Origin of the sequence: Shewanella vaxholmensis, assembly GCF_031932135.1 — a bacterium.
Taxonomy (GTDB): Bacteria; Pseudomonadota; Gammaproteobacteria; order Enterobacterales; family Shewanellaceae; genus Shewanella; species Shewanella hafniensis.
On record NZ_JAUOEV010000015.1, the window covers coordinates 113,665 to 131,701 of the forward strand.

9 protein-coding genes and 4 tRNA genes are annotated in these 18,037 nt (G+C 44.8%); 5 read left to right on the top strand and 8 right to left on the bottom strand.

Going from position 1 to position 18,037, the window contains the following annotated elements; all coding sequences use genetic code 11:
- Positions 1-111 precede the first annotated feature (111 nt).
- Positions 112-2,124 carry a DNA helicase Rep gene (rep, locus tag Q4Q46_RS13970; RefSeq protein ID WP_311906254.1) on the top strand — a complete coding sequence of 671 codons (2,013 nt, stop codon included), beginning with the start codon at positions 112-114 and terminating at the stop codon, positions 2,122-2,124.
- 47 nt (positions 2,125-2,171) lie between these two features.
- Here the strand turns inward: rep and Q4Q46_RS13975 are convergent, their stop codons facing one another.
- Positions 2,172-4,820, bottom strand: coding sequence for a sensor domain-containing phosphodiesterase (locus Q4Q46_RS13975; RefSeq protein ID WP_259521902.1), 2,649 nt, complete (start codon positions 4,818-4,820; stop codon positions 2,172-2,174).
- A gap of 206 nt (positions 4,821-5,026) precedes the next feature.
- Between Q4Q46_RS13975 and Q4Q46_RS13980 the strand changes: the two genes are divergently transcribed.
- From Q4Q46_RS13980 to Q4Q46_RS13995, 4 genes are all read left to right on the top strand, one after another.
- Positions 5,027-5,103: transfer RNA gene (locus tag Q4Q46_RS13980), tRNA-Arg, on the top strand.
- A gap of 53 nt (positions 5,104-5,156) precedes the next feature.
- Positions 5,157-5,232: transfer RNA gene (locus Q4Q46_RS13985), tRNA-His, on the top strand.
- A gap of 33 nt (positions 5,233-5,265) precedes the next feature.
- Positions 5,266-5,342: transfer RNA gene (locus Q4Q46_RS13990), tRNA-Pro, on the top strand.
- A 56-nt stretch (positions 5,343-5,398) separates the two neighbouring features.
- Positions 5,399-5,475, top strand: a tRNA-Pro gene (locus tag Q4Q46_RS13995).
- Between the two features lie 375 nt (positions 5,476-5,850).
- Here the strand turns inward: Q4Q46_RS13995 and Q4Q46_RS14000 are convergent.
- From Q4Q46_RS14000 to Q4Q46_RS14030, 7 genes are all read right to left on the bottom strand, one after another.
- The gene (locus Q4Q46_RS14000; protein ID WP_012588738.1) at positions 5,851-7,770 is read right to left on the bottom strand and encodes a bifunctional diguanylate cyclase/phosphodiesterase; all 1,920 of its coding nucleotides are present in this window, start codon (positions 7,768-7,770) and stop codon (positions 5,851-5,853) included.
- An 8-nt stretch (positions 7,771-7,778) separates the two neighbouring features.
- Entirely contained in the window at positions 7,779-8,486 is a 708-nt protein-coding gene (locus tag Q4Q46_RS14005) for a transglutaminase-like cysteine peptidase (RefSeq protein WP_006083437.1), read from the bottom strand.
- 19 nt (positions 8,487-8,505) lie between these two features.
- Positions 8,506-9,114, bottom strand: a complete 609-nt coding sequence (locus Q4Q46_RS14010) for an OmpA family protein (RefSeq protein ID WP_006083436.1) — start codon at positions 9,112-9,114, stop codon at positions 8,506-8,508.
- On the bottom strand, positions 9,114-10,532 hold the full coding sequence (locus Q4Q46_RS14015) for a TolC family outer membrane protein (RefSeq protein ID WP_311906255.1): 1,419 nt from the start codon (positions 10,530-10,532) through the stop codon (positions 9,114-9,116). Before Q4Q46_RS14015 ends, Q4Q46_RS14010 begins: the two co-directional genes overlap by 1 nt.
- 27 nt (positions 10,533-10,559) lie before the next feature.
- On the bottom strand, positions 10,560-11,942 hold the full coding sequence (locus Q4Q46_RS14020) for an HlyD family type I secretion periplasmic adaptor subunit (RefSeq protein WP_106649185.1): 1,383 nt from the start codon (positions 11,940-11,942) through the stop codon (positions 10,560-10,562).
- Positions 11,939-14,116 (bottom strand): type I secretion system permease/ATPase, encoded by a 2,178-nt coding sequence (locus tag Q4Q46_RS14025; protein ID WP_311906256.1) that lies wholly within the window; start codon positions 14,114-14,116, stop codon positions 11,939-11,941. The genes Q4Q46_RS14020 and Q4Q46_RS14025 overlap by 4 nt, the downstream gene beginning before the upstream one ends.
- 116 nt (positions 14,117-14,232) lie before the next feature.
- Positions 14,233-18,037: type I secretion C-terminal target domain-containing protein (locus tag Q4Q46_RS14030; RefSeq protein ID WP_311906257.1), on the bottom strand; the 3,805-nt coding region annotated here is incomplete at its 5' end.

Below are 18,037 nucleotides of genomic sequence, written 5' to 3' on the forward strand. Positions count from 1 at the left end.
TCTATTGGGTTGAGTTCTGCTCAGCCCAAGCGGGGATTTGTTAGCCTTAAAACCGCCGATTCTGCTATGATCCCATCCCTTTCTGTCGACTTGTTTGGATATTGCGCAAAGATGAAACTCAATCCCGCCCAAAACGATGCTGTTCATTATGTTTCAGGCCCTTGCCTAGTATTGGCGGGTGCGGGCAGTGGTAAGACGCGCGTAATTATCAATAAAATCGGTTACTTGGTCGAAAAATGCGGCTATAAGGCAAGCAATATTGCGGCGGTGACCTTCACCAACAAGGCTGCCCGTGAGATGAAAGAGCGGGTCGCTCAGTCCATGGGACGCAAAGAGGCCAGAGGCCTGTGGATTTCAACCTTCCACACCTTAGGGCTTGAAATCATTAAACGTGAGCATAAGGTCTTAGGCTTAAAGCCGGGATTTTCACTGTTTGATGATCAAGATACCTTGGCACTGCTCAAAGAGTTAACCCAAGACGAATTAGACGAAGATAAAGATTTACTCAAAGCGCTCGCCAGTACGATTTCAAACTGGAAGGGCGGTTTAGTTATTCCCGAGCATGCACGCAAGATCGCTAAAGATGAGCAGCAACATTTATTTGCCATGTTGTATCAGCGTTATGCCCAGCACATGAAAGCCTATAACGCCTTAGATTTTGACGATTTAATCCTGATGCCAACCTTATTGTTGCGACACCATGAAGAAGTGCGTACCCGCTGGCAAACCAAGATCCAATACTTGCTGGTGGATGAATATCAAGATACCAATACCAGCCAATATGAAATGGTAAAGCTGTTAGTGGGTGATCGGGCGCGCTTTACCGTAGTGGGTGACGACGATCAGTCCATCTATTCATGGCGCGGTGCTAAGCCACAAAACCTCGTGTTATTGGGTAAAGATTTTCCGCAGCTTAAGTTAATTAAGCTCGAGCAGAATTACCGTTCTAGCCAACGGATCCTGCGGGCTGCCAACATTCTTATCGCTAACAATCCCCATGTTTACGATAAAGCACTATTTAGTGAGCTTGCCTATGGTGAGCCGCTGCGGGTGCTATTTGCCGCCAACGAGGAGCAAGAGGCCGAGCGTGTGGTCGCGGAAATTGTGCGACACAAGTTTGTTGGCCGTACTCAGTTTGGCGACTATGCGATTCTGTATCGCGGCAACCATCAATCGCGGTTACTCGAGCGCGCGCTGATGACGAACCGCATTCCTTACAAATTGAGTGGTGGCACGTCATTCTTCGCCCGTGCTGAAATCAAGGACATCATGGGCTATCTAAAGCTGGTGGTGAATCCCGATGATGATAATGCTTTCCTGCGCATAGTTAACTTGCCTAAACGTGGCATAGGCCCATCGACTTTAGAGCGCTTAGGTAATTTCGCTAATGAGAAGCATATTTCTATGTTTGCGGCGATTTTTGAGCCTGAACTCAATCATCATTTGCCGCCGGCGGCCATGTCATCCCTGTATCAATTTGGTCGTTTCATTGTCGAGACCGGGGATCATGCAGAGCGTGGTGAACCTGTCGAGGCTGTGAAGCATTTGATCCGTAAGATCAATTATGAAGATTATCTATACGAAACCAGCACGAGTGCCAAAGCCGCTGAAATGCGGATGAAGAATATCTCAGAGCTATACCGTTGGGTAACTGAGATGCTCGCAGGTGATGAATTAGATGAGCCAATGACCTTGCCTGAGGTCGTGACTCGACTGACGCTCAGAGACATGATGGAGCGCAATAGCGAGGATGAAGGCGGCGATCAGGTGCAGTTGATGACCTTGCATGCTTCTAAGGGCTTAGAGTTCCCGTTTGTGTTTATGGTGGGAGTGGAGGAGCGGATCTTGCCCCATCAGACCAGCATAGATGAAGACAATGTCGATGAAGAGCGTCGCTTAGCCTACGTGGGCATCACTCGGGCTCAACGTGAACTGTGGTTTACCCTCTGTCGTGAAAGACGTCAATTTGGTGAAACCATGCGTTGTGAGCCGAGCCGTTTCTTGCTTGAGTTACCTCAAGATGATGTGGTGTGGGAAAATCGTAAACCACAGCAAACGGAGCAGGAGCGGATGCAGACAGGGCGAGCCAATATTTCTAGCTTAAGGGATATGTTTAAAAAATAGCGAGCTGTTTCACTTAATGTTTATTAAATTAATTACTTATATTTTATCTAGGCATATTCGAGCTGAACACAGATCTGTGGTTGGGTGTCGCTTAAGGTAAAAGTGTCGGCTAAAGCAGCCCCCTGACCCAGCTGATAACCCAGTTCACTGAAGATACGTTTTTGTTCAGGGCAGTCAATGCCATCGACAAAGGTTTGCAGTTCTAAGGTTGATGCCGTTTTTTGATAAGCGGACATTAATTTAAGCTGCTGTTCAGCGTGTATCTGTTTAGTGAGATTGGCGTCGAGCTTTAAGCCTTTAATCGGCAAAAACAATAAGCTATTTAATGCACTATAGCCGCTACCGTAATGACTGATACCGAGTTTCACCCCGAGTTTCTGCAACAATTCAAAGCCATTGATATGATTTTCAGTCTCTTGCACTAGCGCTTTTTCATTAAAGAATAACCACAAATGGCTCAGGTTTAACTGAGTTTGCTTGAGGGTGTTTTTCAAACTGCGCAGTACATGCTTATGCTTGAGATGTTGGCTCGAAAGCATCACATGTAATTCAATAGATTCATCATGTTGCTTGAGCAGTTCAATATAAGTGCGATCTATTATGCTTATCGTATATTTATCGAGTTCAACGGTAAGATGTGATTGTTCAGCGAGTGCACTGAGTTGTTCTTGTTGTAAAAGTCCACGTAGTGGGTGTTGCCAGAACAGACGGCTTTCTAATGCATGCACTTGACCAGTGTTAAAATCGACGACAGGTAAATAACTGAGTTCGATTTCGGCATGGTGTAATGCATGCCTAAATTCACTTTCTAACTCGACATCCTGTATAGCTTGATGTTGGGCGTTATCATCAAAAATAACATAGCAGCCCTTACCGTTGGCTTTCGCTTGATACATGGCTGTATCCGCGTTGCGCAACATAGATTCACTGGTATCGACTTTATGTTTACCACTGATGGTGATACCGATACTGGCGCCAGAGTTAAATTCCATCGTGCCGAGTCGATAGGGCTGGGATATTTTTTGGATCACTCTTTCTGATACGTCTCTTGCATCATTAATGTTGTTAATACTATCGAGCAAGATCACGAACTCATCGCCACCCAGGCGCGCTAACGTGTCGTTATCACGAATGCAGGACTTGAGGCGGCTTGCGGTCTCGATTAAAAATTTATCGCCTTCTAAGTGCCCCATAGTGTCGTTAATCTGTTTGAAGCGGTCGAGATCGATAAAGAGCAAGGCAAACTGTTCTAAGCTATGGCGACGGACGTGCTTAATGGCTTGAGATAAGCGTTCCATAAACATAGCGCGGTTAGGCAAGCCTGTGAGCGCATCATGTTTAGCATCGTGAACTAGCTTAGCTTCCATACTGCGGCGTTGTTGAATTTCTTTTTCAAGGTTTTGATTGAGTTCGGCTAACGCTTTAGTGCGGTCGATGACTTTTTCTTCTAACTCTTCATAACTGCGTTGCAAGGACTCTGCGGACAGTTTCTTCTCAATAGCAGAACCAATGTGTTGCGAGACAAATGTCAGTAATTCTAAGTCTTTGACTTGGTAATTCTGTGTCATGCTAAAACTGTAAATCGTCAAGGCACCACGTACTTGATCATTGATAAAGAGAGGAATGCCAATCCATTGATGCATAGTCTGAGTATGATTTAATTCTGGCGCTTGGGAATACAGTTCGCCAGAGGTGATTAACGCATTGATACTATTTTGATCTAACAGTAGTGGGCGCTTATGTTTGAGTACATATTCGGTTAAGCCATCCTGTAGCGGCCGAGTTCCTGGATGCTTATTGGCTAATTGCGAGACATAAAAGGGGAACGTGAGATGAGTTTCGGTGTCATCCAAAAGCGCGATATAGCAATTGTTGGCGGGAATGAGGTGTCGAATGACATTATGCAATTGGGCATAAAAGTCTGGGTTGTCGGCACTGGAACTGGCTAGTTCGGCAATCTCAAACAGTGATTTTTGTAAGCGCTCAGCTCTGCGTCTTTCATAGACTTCTAGTTTTAATTTGTCGTAGGCTTGGCTGAGTTCTCTGGTTCTTTGCTGGATGGCTTGTTCTAATTGCTCCTGATGCTTGAGCCGTTCCATTACTCCTGAGATATGGTGACAAATGAAGGTCATTAACTCGAGTTCGATTTCACCATAACTGACATTCGTGTCGTAGGTTTGCACGACTAATACGCCGGTCACTATGTCATCGTGTTTGATGGGCACGCCAAGCCATAAATGGCAGGGAGAACCTAAGTTAACGATTTCCTCTGCGGCAATCAGTTCATTGACTTTGTCATCATCACATAACAAAGCCTTACCAGTTCTGAGAACGTAGCCCGTTAATCCCTGCTGTAGTAATGTTGATAAGGATTGTTCAGGATAAAGCTCCGCAGGATGCGCATCTTTCTCATCGGCGAAAAAAGGGATAGCAAGCTCGCCAGTGCTGACATCGAGGGTTGAAATAAAAAAATTATCAGCGGGAATGAGTTGTTTTAGGTGGCTATGCACGCCGACATAGAATTCTTCGAGTGAAGAAGCATGGGTCGCAATATTGGATATTTCGAGTAATGCGTTTTGAATGATCTCAGCATGCTTATACTTATGCGCTAATTGTTTTAAGCGAATAATTTTTTTGCGTAAGCGTTCAGCTTCATTTATACGAGGCTGGCCAGTTTCATCTTCATCCTTAAACATGATACTCACTAGTTAAATATAGGGTTGTTTTTACCAATCTCTATAATTAGCATGAAATACTGTAACATCCAAGTCATATTTTGGCTGCATTTTGCTTTAAAAGTCAGCTAATGTGATAAAACTTGAGCAGTCAGTAAAAAAAGTGCAAAACAGCTATAGACTCAAAGGGGATTTGACCCTAGTATATGCGGCGCTAACCAAGGCGAGCGCCCATAGCTCAGCTGGATAGAGCGCACCCCTCCGGAGGGTGAGGCCGAAGGTTCGAATCCTTTTGGGCGCACCAATTCCGAATAGAGTTGTGAGCTTTTAGGTTAGCAAGATAAGTGAAAGTCAGTGGTGATTGTAGCTCAGTTGGTAGAGTCCCGGATTGTGATTCCGGTTGTCGTGGGTTCGAGCCCCATCAGTCACCCCATTTCGTTTACTTTGATATAAAGATTGATATTCTCGGTGATTAGCGCAGCCCGGTAGCGCATCTGGTTTGGGACCAGAGGGTCAGAGGTTCGAATCCTCTATCACCGACCAAATTCTTCGCATAGCTAGCGAGCTTAATGTAAGTTAAGCAAATAGTTAAAATTTTACGGTGATTAGCGCAGCCCGGTAGCGCATCTGGTTTGGGACCAGAGGGTCAGAGGTTCGAATCCTCTATCACCGACCAAATAAGTAAAAAAGCCTCAGCATTCTTAATGAATTCACTGGGGCTTTTTTGCATCTGCGATTTACTTGTATTGATTGGTATTAAGAGCCTTCTTCTTAGAAAGAAGAAGATGCTGAATCCTCGCGCTTTTAACGTATCGACCAAATTCAACGCATCGAACAAATAAGCAGAAACACCTCAGCATTCTTAATCATTATGCAGGGGCTTTTTGGCATTTGTGCAATGTAGCTTCATACAGAAATTGTTTATGCGTTTGCTTAAACTCTGTGTAGGTAATACAGATGTGCAACGGTATCGATATAGCCATTCTGTCGTTAGAAAAGTAAAAAGCTCCTTACGGAGCTTTTTGTTTTTAATATCACTTCTTAATTCGGCTTAATCAAGACTCACCGGAGGGGCGATAAAGCCCTGATAGGCATCAGTTCTAAGCTCGTTAAAGCGCTCTAGCTGAGCTTTTTCTTGAATACCCGTCACTATGACTTGAATATCTAATCCTTTCGCTACGTTGATTAGCGCGCGGCAGAGCTCACTATTATGGTGTGTCTCATCATAGTAGGCGAAGGATTGATCGAGTTTCACATAACTCGGTCTTAATTCCTGTAGATAAGACATAGAGCCAAACTGACGGCCAAAGTGATCAATGCCGAACTTAGCGCCATTATCTCGAATAATGTTACATAAGTGCTGACACGACTTAAGATCGCTATAAACGCCTGCCTCAGGGATTTCGAAGCAGATCCGCTCAATAAATGCGGCATTACGTAAGAAGTGATTTAGCCACTCATGGAAGTGAGGATCGTTAATACTTTGGTGGGTTAAATTAATCGCGAGCGGTTCATAGCTACGCTCTAGCAGTTTCTGCTCGTAGACGGTTTCAATCAAACATTTATCGAGCAAGGCACCGAGTGATAAGAGCTCGATATAAGGCATAAATTGCCCAGCATGGGCGAGTTGATCGCCGAGCTCTAATTGGCAATATAATTCCCGCTGCGCTATACCATCCCCATCGCAAAACTGGATAGGCTGCCATCTAAATTTAAACTTCTTATTACTGATGGCATGGCTAAGGTTATCCCGCCACTGTTCACGGGTGAATAGTTGCTGCTCTGTGGTTTCAAACCAATGGAAAGTTTTATTTTCTTGTAACGCTTTTTGAAGGGCGTTGTCGGCTTGGGCCAAAATATCCGACACATTCATTTGCCCAATACGCTCCGCAATACCAATAGCAAAGTCTTCATTAGGCTTACAGCCCGCCTTCGACATTTCTTGGTTGATGGTGCGGATAAGCGTTTGTAAATATTTGCTGATTTGATCGTGTTCAACATCAGTCACTAAAAATGCAAATTCATAGGCGGCAATGCGGCCTATAACAGACGGTGTTATTTCGTTTAACTGCAGCTGAAACTTTTCTGCCAAGATCCGTATGGTTTCATCTCGAACTTGGTAGCCATATTTGCTGTGCACTTCTTCGAGCCAGTCGAGTTTAGCAAGGAATAACGCGCCGCTGCTAGGTTCACTCAACCAACCATTTAAACGGCTCACCACATATTGGCGGTTAGGCAGGCCTGACGCAGGATCGACAAGATTCTTCTTACGTAATGCGCCGACTTCTTCGTCGAGGGAATGAAACACTTGCTTCAACTGCGCCGACATACTGTTAAATGCGGTCACTAAGTCTTTCAATTCAGTGGTCTTAGGTAATGCCATGTCTGGGCCAAATTGGCGTGCCGCAATACTTTTCGCGTGTTCCGACAAAGTGTGTAGAGGTTTCAATATCCACGTTAAACCAATTCTTGCGGTAAAAATGGCTACGAGGAAAAGTAGAGAGAAGGCAATGATCGTATTGGACATGATTCGCCACAGCTCATGGTAACCAAACCCAGGATGAGCGGTGATCTCAAGTTGCGCGAGTTGCAACCAGCCAGAAGTAATAGTACTTTGTTTTTTGATGGTTTTAAATAGATTTAAATTGATAAACCATTGAGGTACATCTTCAATTCTTAAAGGGTTATTCCACTCTTGTTGCTTACCATCCACCATCCATGTCAGCTTTACATTTTGATAATAGCCACCTTCAAAGATGACATTCACTAAGGTTTCTGCCGCTGCGGTATCGCCAGCTTGAAGTGCTGGAGTAAGCATTAGACCAAGTGAAGTGCTGGCATTGTTTAGATCTGACTCCATTTGCTTGGTTAAAAAGCTTTGAGTCTCAGTAAATTGCACATAGCCAAGGCTTGCAACTACGAGCAAAAATAGGCTAAAAAGCAGCGAATAAATCTGTCTAAACAGTGTCATTTTTGGTGCTACTCCAGTTTTAATTTTGGTTGTCTAAGGCGGTCAACACCTAATCTATGGTTAAGATCGTTCCATTTTTCTAGCCGTGTTGACGAACCCGCTAGTACACCTCGACCTTGCTCTTTATTGAGCCATAACTGTTTACCGTTAAAGCTATAAACAGGTAGTAGATCTTTTCTTTTGGTGGCGGGCTTTATTTCATGATCAAGATTATCGAGAACTAAGGGGATCGATGCTGGTGTCTCATAGTAAGCCAATACCATGTGGTATTGATTCACCGTAGTCGCTTTAACCATAGTGATCCGCATCTTGTCCTCTTGCACGCCAAGTTGGAGCAAGGTGAAGTATTTAGCGATCGAAAAATCTTCGCAGTCACCACCATTCACGCCAATAAACTCCATCGGCGTTGCCCAATAATTTGACTCACCCCATAATTTACTGTCATCAATAAAGCGGAATAAGTTGAAAAAGTTATTTACTTTCAATAGCTTTTCTTTTTCATCTAGCGTACTTGCTTCCGATAAAACTTTGAACCAAGCCCTAGCTCGCATCCCTGCACGCTCACCATAATGTTTTTCAAGGGTTGAAGTGATCTTCCCTTCATCAAGGTTTTGTGTGGGGGCAGCATATAGGCAGCATATGCCTAAGGCTGACGCTATGAGGCTAAAGCGGCAGACTCGCAATAATGAATGTTTATAACCAAGTCTGCCGTTCATAACCTAATGTGTGAGTCCTTTATTGTGTGTTGTCATCGACCGAGTAAATCGTCCATTTCATGTCCGTGGCCGTATCATCACCGGTCACTTCAGCCACGACACGGCGGTTACGGATCTCAGCATCTGGTGTTTGCTCTAAAACAACAGGGCGACTAGAGCCATATCCAATTGCAGTTAATCGACTTCTATCAATACTAAAGCGTTCGGCTAACACAGCAGTCACTGCATTTGCACGATCTTGCGATAATACCGCATTACGCTCATCGGTGCCTGTGCGACTAGTATGGCCTTCAATCGTCACTTTGGTCGTTGGATACTGACGAAGAAAAATGGCAACTTCTTCTATCTGAGGATAATACTCAGGTGCGATATATGCAGAGTCATTAGGAAATAAAATATTTATTTCTTTTCGCTCGTTTATCGCTTTGATTTTGCCGCAGCCATAGTTGTCTGTGCCAGCCCCTTGCGCGGTATCATTGCAACGTTCACGGGCCTCTATCACGCCATCACCATCTTTATCAGATAGATCATAGGCTTGGGTTGTGGTCATTTCGTCAATATTAACTGTATCGCGCATTGAACAACCAGCTAAAAGAGTGACACTGAGAAAAAATGTGAGAGTTTTCATTAGTTAGCTCCTCCTTCATAGTTGCGCTCACCACGCCATGCTTCAGGTCTGGTGACTCTGAGTGAGTCTAATAAGCGTCCAGTAGAATTTAGCACGCGATACTTAGCGATGATCTCGTCATATTCGGCTTGTAAGTAGTCTTTACGTGCTTCGAAGAGCTCATTTTCGGTATCCAATAAGTCGAGTAGGCTGCGTTGGCCTAAGTTGAACTGTTGCGCATAGGCTGTTTGGGTATCCTTTGCGGCCACAACATGATCTCGAATGTATTGTTTTTGCGGCGCTAGCATTTCAAAAGCGTTCCAAGCCAGGTTGACGCCTTCAACGACTTCGCGCTGGGCACGTTGACGGATTTCTTTGGCTTCACCAAGTTTGTAGGCCGTTTCTTTCTCACGGGCAAGATCTTTACCGCCCGAGAATAAGTTATATTTTACTCGAACCATGGCCATTAAATCATTGCTATAGCCACCCACATCACTGCGGAAGGCTCCTGCGCCAGAGATACCATCTTCGCCGCCGACATCATTATTCCAATTACCATTCAGCTCTAAAGAAACCTGAGGATAGTAATTAGATTGTACTGAAGAGCGTTCATTCTCTGCTGCACGGATATCATTCGCTGCAGATTTGAGTATGGGGTGATTCTCCTGCGCTTCGATAATGCCTGAGCTTAGATCCTTTGGCAGCATCTCTGCATCGGGCACTGGTAAGATTAAGTCTGCTGGTGCCGACTCTACAATTCTAATGTACTGCGCTTTTGCATCAAGTAAATTGTTACGAGCAGAAATCACGTTGGCATTGGCCCGCGCTAAGCGTCCCGTGATTTGGGAGAGATCTGCAATTGAACCTAAACCTGAATCAGTACGTTGCTTGATTTGGTCATAAATATCTTTATGGCTGTTAAGGTTCTTCTCGGCTAATTTCAACACCTGATCGGTGCGTAAATAGTTGAGGTAGACCTTACTGACATCGAGTGCCATATCTTCAGCCGCTGCAAGTAGCGCCCATTGGTCGGCACTGGCTTCAAAGCTATAACGATCAACTTCACTGCTAGTATAGAAACCATCGAAAAGCATTTGCTTTAAGCTAACACCAAACTCTCCGCGGTTTAATTCTGCCACTCCTTTGCTATCAACTTCACCGACGTTAGGTCGTCTACGGGTCGACACACTGTCTGTCTGTTCGTAACCGTAGCCACCAGTGACATCAATCGTCGGCATATAACCTGCTATTGCTTGATTAACTTGTTCTTCGCGCGCTTTAAAGCGGTTGAAGGCAACACGTAAATCAGGGTTCGTATCAAGCGTATGTGCAACGGCTTGCTCTAACGTCTGGCTTTGAGCCGATAAAGGTAACAGAATTAATGACAGCACTATGGCTATCTTTGAACATTGAAATTGTCGTTTTGCTGAAGTCTTCATGACCAACCTCCCGGTTTATAAAAAGGCTTAGTGCTCTCTGAGCGCTGTGTCCTTAGCCCTTAAAATTGGATTTAAAATGTACTCAAGTATGGATCTTTGCCCCGTGATAACGTCAACCGAAGTCAACATTCCCGGAATAATTGGCATCTGTGTGCCATCGTTTTTGGTTAAACTGGATTCTGCGGTTCTGACTCTAATGAGGTAAAAACTATTACCTTCTTCATCTTGAGACGTATCAGCGCTGATGTGCTCAACGGTTCCTTTAAGACCACCATAGCGGGTAAAATCATAGGCGGTAATCTTTACCACTGCCGGCAATCCTGGGTGTAAGAAGGCGATGTCTTTAGGCAAGATTTTAGTTTCAATCAGTAGCTGATCTTCCGATGGCACTATTTCGATAATATCGACACCTGGTTGCACAACGCCGCCGAGTGTATTGATATGAGTGGTTTTAATGGTGCCATTAACTGGGGAGGTGATAATCGCTTTGCTGACTTTATCCTGTGCACCCACTTGTGCTTCATTCATGCGAGACAGGCGGGTTTGGGTTTCATTAAGCTGTGCGCGTAGATCGGCGGCATAGACGAATACAGCTTCACGGCGTTTTAAGATGGCTTCATCCATCGCCGCCTTGACTTTAGGGCGCAGTAGGCGCATTGAATTCAATTCGCCTTGCAAATCGTTCACAGTACGTTCAAGTTTGAGTAGTTCAACTTCAGGAACGATACCTTTTTTAGCTAACGGCCGAGTGAGCTCAAGCTCACGGGAGATCAGCTGCATACTGGTGGTTAATGTCGTTGTTTTAGACGCAAGATCATCAATTTCTTGTTGTCTTTGTTGAATTTGACGGACCAAGATTTCAAGTTGGTTACTTAAATTATCTAACCGTCCGTTGTATTCTTCTTGCTGCCTTTTAACTAAGGCAGGTTCCGCGGTAATGATGCTCTCAGGAAATACCAAGGCTTTTTTAGTAACGAGCACTTGCTCGCGCCAGTCTGATGTCATGTCTGATATGAGAATGCTATCGAGTTCCGCGCGCATACGAATAGCATTGGTTTTTAAGCCCAAAACCTCTTGCTCTTGCTGAGCAAAATCAGAGCGGAAGCGGGTATCATCAATACGTACTAAAGGTTGGCCTTTCGTTACCATTTCACCTTCTTGTACATATAGCTCTTGCATGATGCCGCCATCTAAACTCTGGATGACTTGGACTTGTGATGAGGGGATGACTTTCCCCGAACCAGTGGTGACCTTGTCTAATTTAGCAAACCCTGCCCACAGTAAAAAACACACAACCATAGCTGCAAGTGCCCATATGATTAATCTGTGCCCGCTAGGGGCGTCAGTCATCATGGCGCCGTAGACATCATCAACCATGTCTAAGTCATTCGCGGTTAGATTTTTACTCATCTTTTAGCTTCTCCATTCACGAGGCCAAAATTGAGTTTTTCTAACACTTCTGCCTTGGGACCATCAGCGACCACATGGCCGCGTTCGAGTACGATAATGCGATCGACGAGCTGCAGCAGATGCATCTTATGGGTAATAAGAATTAAGGTTCTGTCTTTGCTGACATTCTGCATTGAGCGAATAAATTGTTGTTCCGCGCGCGCATCCAAGCTGGCGGTGGGCTCATCCATCAATAGCACTGGAGGGTCATTGAGTGTGGCACGAGCAAGGGCAACGGTTTGTCTTTGTCCGCGACTGAGCGACATGCCGCCTTCGCCGACTTGTTGGTCTAACCCCTCTGCTTCTAGGTTGGTAAATTGACTCACTCCAGAAAGCTGTACGGCACGGATTAATTGGTGCTCAGTGACTTGGCGTGTACCAAATAAAATATTGTCCCGAATCGAACCGTGGAAAAGGGTCACATCTTGGGGCAAATAACCAAAATTACGGCGTAAATCACTCGGATGGATCTGTGCTGAGTCTAAACCGTCATAACGCAGGCTTCCTGCTGTCGGTTGAAATAACCCAACCAATAACTTGGCAAGGGTACTTTTACCTGAACCATTACGGCCGATAATTGCAATACGCTCGCCGGGATTTATGGTCAGTGACATAGGATGGAGCACTGGTTTTTCTGAGCCAGGGTAAGCAAAGCCGACATGATCAGCATTGATTTTACCTATTAGCCTTTGTTTGCTAACCAAATGCCCTTTATTTTCAAACTCATCTTCTTGAGTCATGATTTCATTAAGCTGACGCAGTGCGCTGGCAGTGTGGTTTGCTCTGGTCATCAGGCCTGCAAGTTGTGCCATAGGTGAAATGGCACGGCTTGATAACATAACGGCTGCAATAATTCCGCCCATAGAAATTGCATTATCGGCCACGCGATAAACACCTAAAATGACGACGCAAACAACGGTAAATTGCACTGTGAAGTTAGCCACGTTCGAGACAGAGTTAGAGAGCTTTTTTGACCTTAATTGCCAGTTGGCACTGTGGCCTATCATCTGTTGCCAGCTTTTTTGTACTATCCCTTCGGCACCATTGGCTTTGATTGACTCTAGCGCCGATAAACTTTCGATTAAATGTCCATGTTTCAGGCTTGAAAATTTATTGCCTTCTTCGATAGCGGCTTTGAGTTTAGGTTGGATATAAAGTGTAAAGCCAATAATGATAACGCCACCGATCACTGGAACAATCGCGAGATCGCCAGCAACGATGTAGATAATAATTAAGAAAAATAACGCAAAGGGCAGATCGACTAAGGTTGTGATCGTCGCAGAAGTTAAAATTTCACGGATGTTATCGAATTCGCCTAATTGTTTTGCCATACCGCCAATACTGGGGGAGCGTTTTTCTAAGGGGATACCAATCGCTTTAGCGAATAGGCGAGAAGACACTATGATGTCTACTTTTTTACCTGCTACATCAATCAGGTAGCTTCTGAGTTGGCGCATGACAAGATCAAAAAGATACGCAATAGAAGCACCAATCGCTAACACCCATAGGGACTCAAAGGCAAGGTTGGGCACGACTTTGTCATACACATTCATAATAAATAACGGTGAAACTAAGGCGAATAAATTCACCAATACAGAAGCGATTAATGCATCACGATAAATGGGTGCTGAATCTTTGAGGGTTTGGACTAACCAGTGGGTTTTATTATCGTGTAGATAAACATCGAAGCCCATGTCGCCACGGTATTCTTGTTTGACTAAGAATAAATATCCCACATATAAGGCTTCGAGCGACTCAATTGTCAGTGTCTCTTCACCGCCCGTCTCGGGTAATTGAATAATTGCTTTATCTGATGCAACATCAAGTTCTCGCAATATGCAGGCTTTTTTGTCTTTTAATAATAAAATACATGGGAGCAATATAGGTGATACTTCGTTTAAGCCTTTTCGAGATAGCTTAGCCGCTAGACCCGCTCTTGAAGCCGCCTGAGGCAATAAGTCAGGTGATAATACGGTACCTGACAAGGGTAAACCTGCCGCAAGCGAATCGCTCGAGCACGGATTGCCAAAATGCTCAGTGAGTAACACTAAACAATCCAGCAAAGGATCCACTAACACTCTTTGTGAGGCTGAAATGGTCCATTGATCAATTTTTTCAGAAGCTGCAGCTGACACCTAATTACTTATCCTTTGGATTTTTATATGGTTATGGCAAGTATCGGTCATGATGGCCTATATTTCTATAGGCCATCCAATTAGTTATTAAAACTAAATTGTTCACAATTTTATTTCTAGAATAGTTCTGTAGTTTTCAATGGTTCATGCTTGAGCTCAGGGTCTACAACAATTGGCTGAGTATCAACAATTAACGGACCATTACCATTGGTACCGAGTAAGCCATTAATAATACCAACATCGCTGGTCACACCATACTCTTTAGATAAATCCACGCCATCAAGAATAATCAACTGGGTTGCCGTATTTGTTCCGTTACCATCTGTATCAATGGTTATCGAAGTTGAGCCGCCATCAAAGCTAAAGCTTAAATAGTCATTTAGGTCGTTACTATTTACACCTTGGAGCAAGTCACTCAGATCCAATTTGTCCTCATTCACGTTAAAGTCTGTAATATGGTCTATACCTGTTTCTGCATAGCGCCAGACGAAGGTATCAGCACCGCTATCACCACGTAGAACGTCATTACCAAGGCCACCAATCAGAGTGTCGTTGCCGTCACCGCCGCGTAAGCCATCAATACCTTCGCCGCCAATCAGCAGATCGTTACCACCACCGCCATGAACGACTTGGCTGCCTTCACCGCCGTTGACAGTGTCGTTGCCAGAACCCAAATTGACAGTGTCTGTTTTGGGTTGCAGCGGTTGCAGAACATTGCTCTTGAGTGAGCCGACATCTGTCGTGATGGTCTCTTGCGTCATAAACTTACTGGCAAGAAGTTCCGCCTGAGTCACGACCGAATTATTCGTGTTGGGTAATGAACTGCCGGTGTTTACGACATTGTTGGCTGTAGATATGCCTAACTCCACATAGTCGTTGCTTGCGCCAGCATTTATCAACAGCTCGGTGCTCTTATTGATGTATTGGGTCGAGGCGGCCGCTCCAACTGAGCCATAACCACTCAGGCTGACAGCAAATTGTGCTAAGCCGTTCTCCCAATTCGTCATGATGAATGAATCAACACTCTGTCCACCTGTCACTGTTGCCGGCAGCACAGTTACAGGGAAGGTGGTGGTGGTGGTGGCTTTATCATTGTTGCTGGACTCAGTTGCTGTTGCCACAACAGTGATGTTAATGGTGCCGGTCGTCACTGGTTTGAGCAGCAGGTTGCTCTTGTTCCAGGAACTGATATCTACTGTGCCATCAGCGCCGATAGTGAGAGTGTTCACACCATCCGTGAGTACAGACCCAACAGGTAGTCCTTGCAGTTTGATACTGAGTGACTCAGAACCGTCAATGTCAACCAGATTGGCGCTGATATTGCCAAGTTTGATGTATGAACCGTTGTATCCCATATTGTCGACTGCACGGAATGCAAGGTTATCCATGATGGCACCCACTGAATCCGCATTATCGGCTTCAAACAGCAGACGATAATTACCACTGCTCCCCACTGGCAAGGTAACTTTTTGATCTTTCAGCCAACCCGAAGTGGTTGGGTTGAAGTCGTAAAGCATCACTGCCTGCGCCATGATAGGGTTACCGTTGGCATCCAGCGGTACCAGTTTGATAGTAAGGCCGGAGGTCGCGGCGCTATCCGCCCGCGCCGCAATATCAAAGCCCAGCTCATAGAATCGACCCGCCTCCAAGCGCATGTCGGTATAGAGAGTCTTATCGCCGTTATTGAACTCGATTTCCATTACCTTGTTGTTTGAGTTGCCACCAAGGTAAGTTTTCTCCAGACCCACTTCAATCTTGCCGCCAGCGTTACTGGTATGCCAAGTTCCGATGGTATTTAGGCCCTTAATGTCATTTGCCTTAACACCATCCCAACTACCAGAGAACTTGGCATCTTCAAAGTTGATAGCAGCAACAGAGGTGTACCCATTAATTGTCAGGTTAGGTACATCTGCCACTGCGTTAACAGTGATATTCAATGTACTTGTAGCACCCGTATTAGTGGTGTAGGTGATTTCAGGCAATGAACCGCTCCAGTGATCTTTGGGATCGAAGCTGTAATCACCATTTGCCTTCAATTGCAGCTTACCTTCAGGCAATTGATACAAAGTACTGCCAGCGTTGTAGGTGACGCCATTCACTTGGAAGCTGGTAACAGATAATGTGCTATCAATATCGGTATCATTATTGAGTACGTTCCCCTTAGCTTCTGGGGCATCCTCAGAAATGGTTTGGCTATCTGGTGTAGTTACCGTTGGGTCATCAACAGGGCTTACCACGATAGTTAGCGTGCTTGTTGCTCCTGTATTTGTCGTGTAGGTAACCACTGGGACTTGGCCATTCCAATTAGCTGCTGGTGTAAAGGTGTAGCTACCATCATCATTAAGAGTAAGTTCGCCCTCTGCCAAGGTAATTTTACTACCAGCTGCATACTGAGTGGCATCGTTAGCCACAGTGAAATGAGTGACTGACGTATTTTTATTGCCATCATTATTCAGTACATTACCGTTCACAACAGTATCTTCAAGACCAGTAATTTGATCTTGCACCGCTTTAATCGCATTCGCATTAACGGTATTTACATTGATAGTCAGCAATGCACTGGATTTATCACCATCAGCATCTTGCATGGTGTAGGTAAAGGTTTCCGTTGCTCCAGTTGGAATAGCTGAGGCGTTGGCTGTTACTGTGTAAGTGTAACTACCATTGGCGAATACGATTAACGTGCCATATAGGCCATTGATAATGGTCCCAACATTGCCTGTCACCCCATCATCAACGTGATCTTGCGGTGCTACACCAATGACGGTTTTAACTGCATCAGCACCTGCCAAGTCATTGGTTAACACATTGCCTGTAGTTGAGGGGAGTGCATAGCCATCACCTGCGACTATACGCACAACCAATTCATAACTGCTTGCCGCATTTTCAGCCGTTTTAATTTCAGTAACAACTTGGTTGGTACCAGGAATTCTAAAGCCTATTACTTGCAGCGTATACACTTGGCCTTGGTGTTCAAAGGTTACATTGGTGTTGCCGACTTTAATAATATCTTTTGATGCTTCAGGATCGTTGTCGTTGTTCGGTGTTTCATTGTGGTCAAAGTTGACTTTGAGAGTTACAGGTGTAACTACCCCATAGGCATCAGTCACCGAGAAGGTAACATCCATGGTTGCTTTGGTAATTGCTCCACCAGAAGACACTGAGAAATTATAGTGGGTAAAAGTACCTAAAATAATATCTTGGTTTAAGGCAAACTGACCGTTTAATGCACTGTCATTATCAATAAAACCATAACCAGATTGATAGGTATTTGTTGGATTCCCCCATCTGATCTGATCTAAACCATTGTCATTATCCGTGCCGCCGCCATTAGAATTATTGTTACCATCGAACGTGGTCACGCTTGTGCCATTTGTCCATGATGTCCAATTTGCCTCAACGCCAGATACGATAAAAGTATCCACGATCACATCGACACTGCCTGTGTCGTTGTTGGCATTAGGGACATCATCAACAATCTTCACATCAAGGCTGCCATTTGCTTGGCTACCATCCTGATCCACAACGGTTACAGCAAAGCTATCTAAATAACTAGCGTTAGTCGCCCCTGTTGCTGAATCATTATCAACATTGTTATTTAAGGTGTAGCTGTAGCTGATGGAGCCACCGCTTGCATCGCCTGTGAAACCAGTCAGTGTTAAGACACCATAAGGAGTTGTAATGTTTACCGCAGTATTGGGGCTTAGTGCCAGTAATGCCGCCAAATTAAAGGTTTGTCCTTTGATGGTGATAGAGGCTAATCCATCAACAGAGGTAAAACTAAAGTTACCAGTCTGAGTCAGCGCATTGCTATTAGGCGCAGAACCCGTTGAAAGGTTAGCTTCGTTAACTGTTAGCTCACCATCTTGGACGTTGAGACCACCTAAAGAAACTCCGTCATTAGATGGCGTGACCGTGATA

Coding starts and splice junctions, on each gene's coding strand:
- rep (WP_311906254.1), top strand. CDS start 112: ATGAAACTCAATCCCGCCCAAAACGATGCTGTTCATTATGTTTCAGGC.
- Q4Q46_RS13975 (WP_259521902.1), bottom strand. CDS start 4,820: ATGTTTAAGGATGAAGATGAAACTGGCCAGCCTCGTATAAATGAAGCT.
- Q4Q46_RS14000 (WP_012588738.1), bottom strand. CDS start 7,770: ATGACACTGTTTAGACAGATTTATTCGCTGCTTTTTAGCCTATTTTTG.
- Q4Q46_RS14005 (WP_006083437.1), bottom strand. CDS start 8,486: ATGAACGGCAGACTTGGTTATAAACATTCATTATTGCGAGTCTGCCGC.
- Q4Q46_RS14010 (WP_006083436.1), bottom strand. CDS start 9,114: ATGAAAACTCTCACATTTTTTCTCAGTGTCACTCTTTTAGCTGGTTGT.
- Q4Q46_RS14015 (WP_311906255.1), bottom strand. CDS start 10,532: ATGAAGACTTCAGCAAAACGACAATTTCAATGTTCAAAGATAGCCATA.
- Q4Q46_RS14020 (WP_106649185.1), bottom strand. CDS start 11,942: ATGAGTAAAAATCTAACCGCGAATGACTTAGACATGGTTGATGATGTC.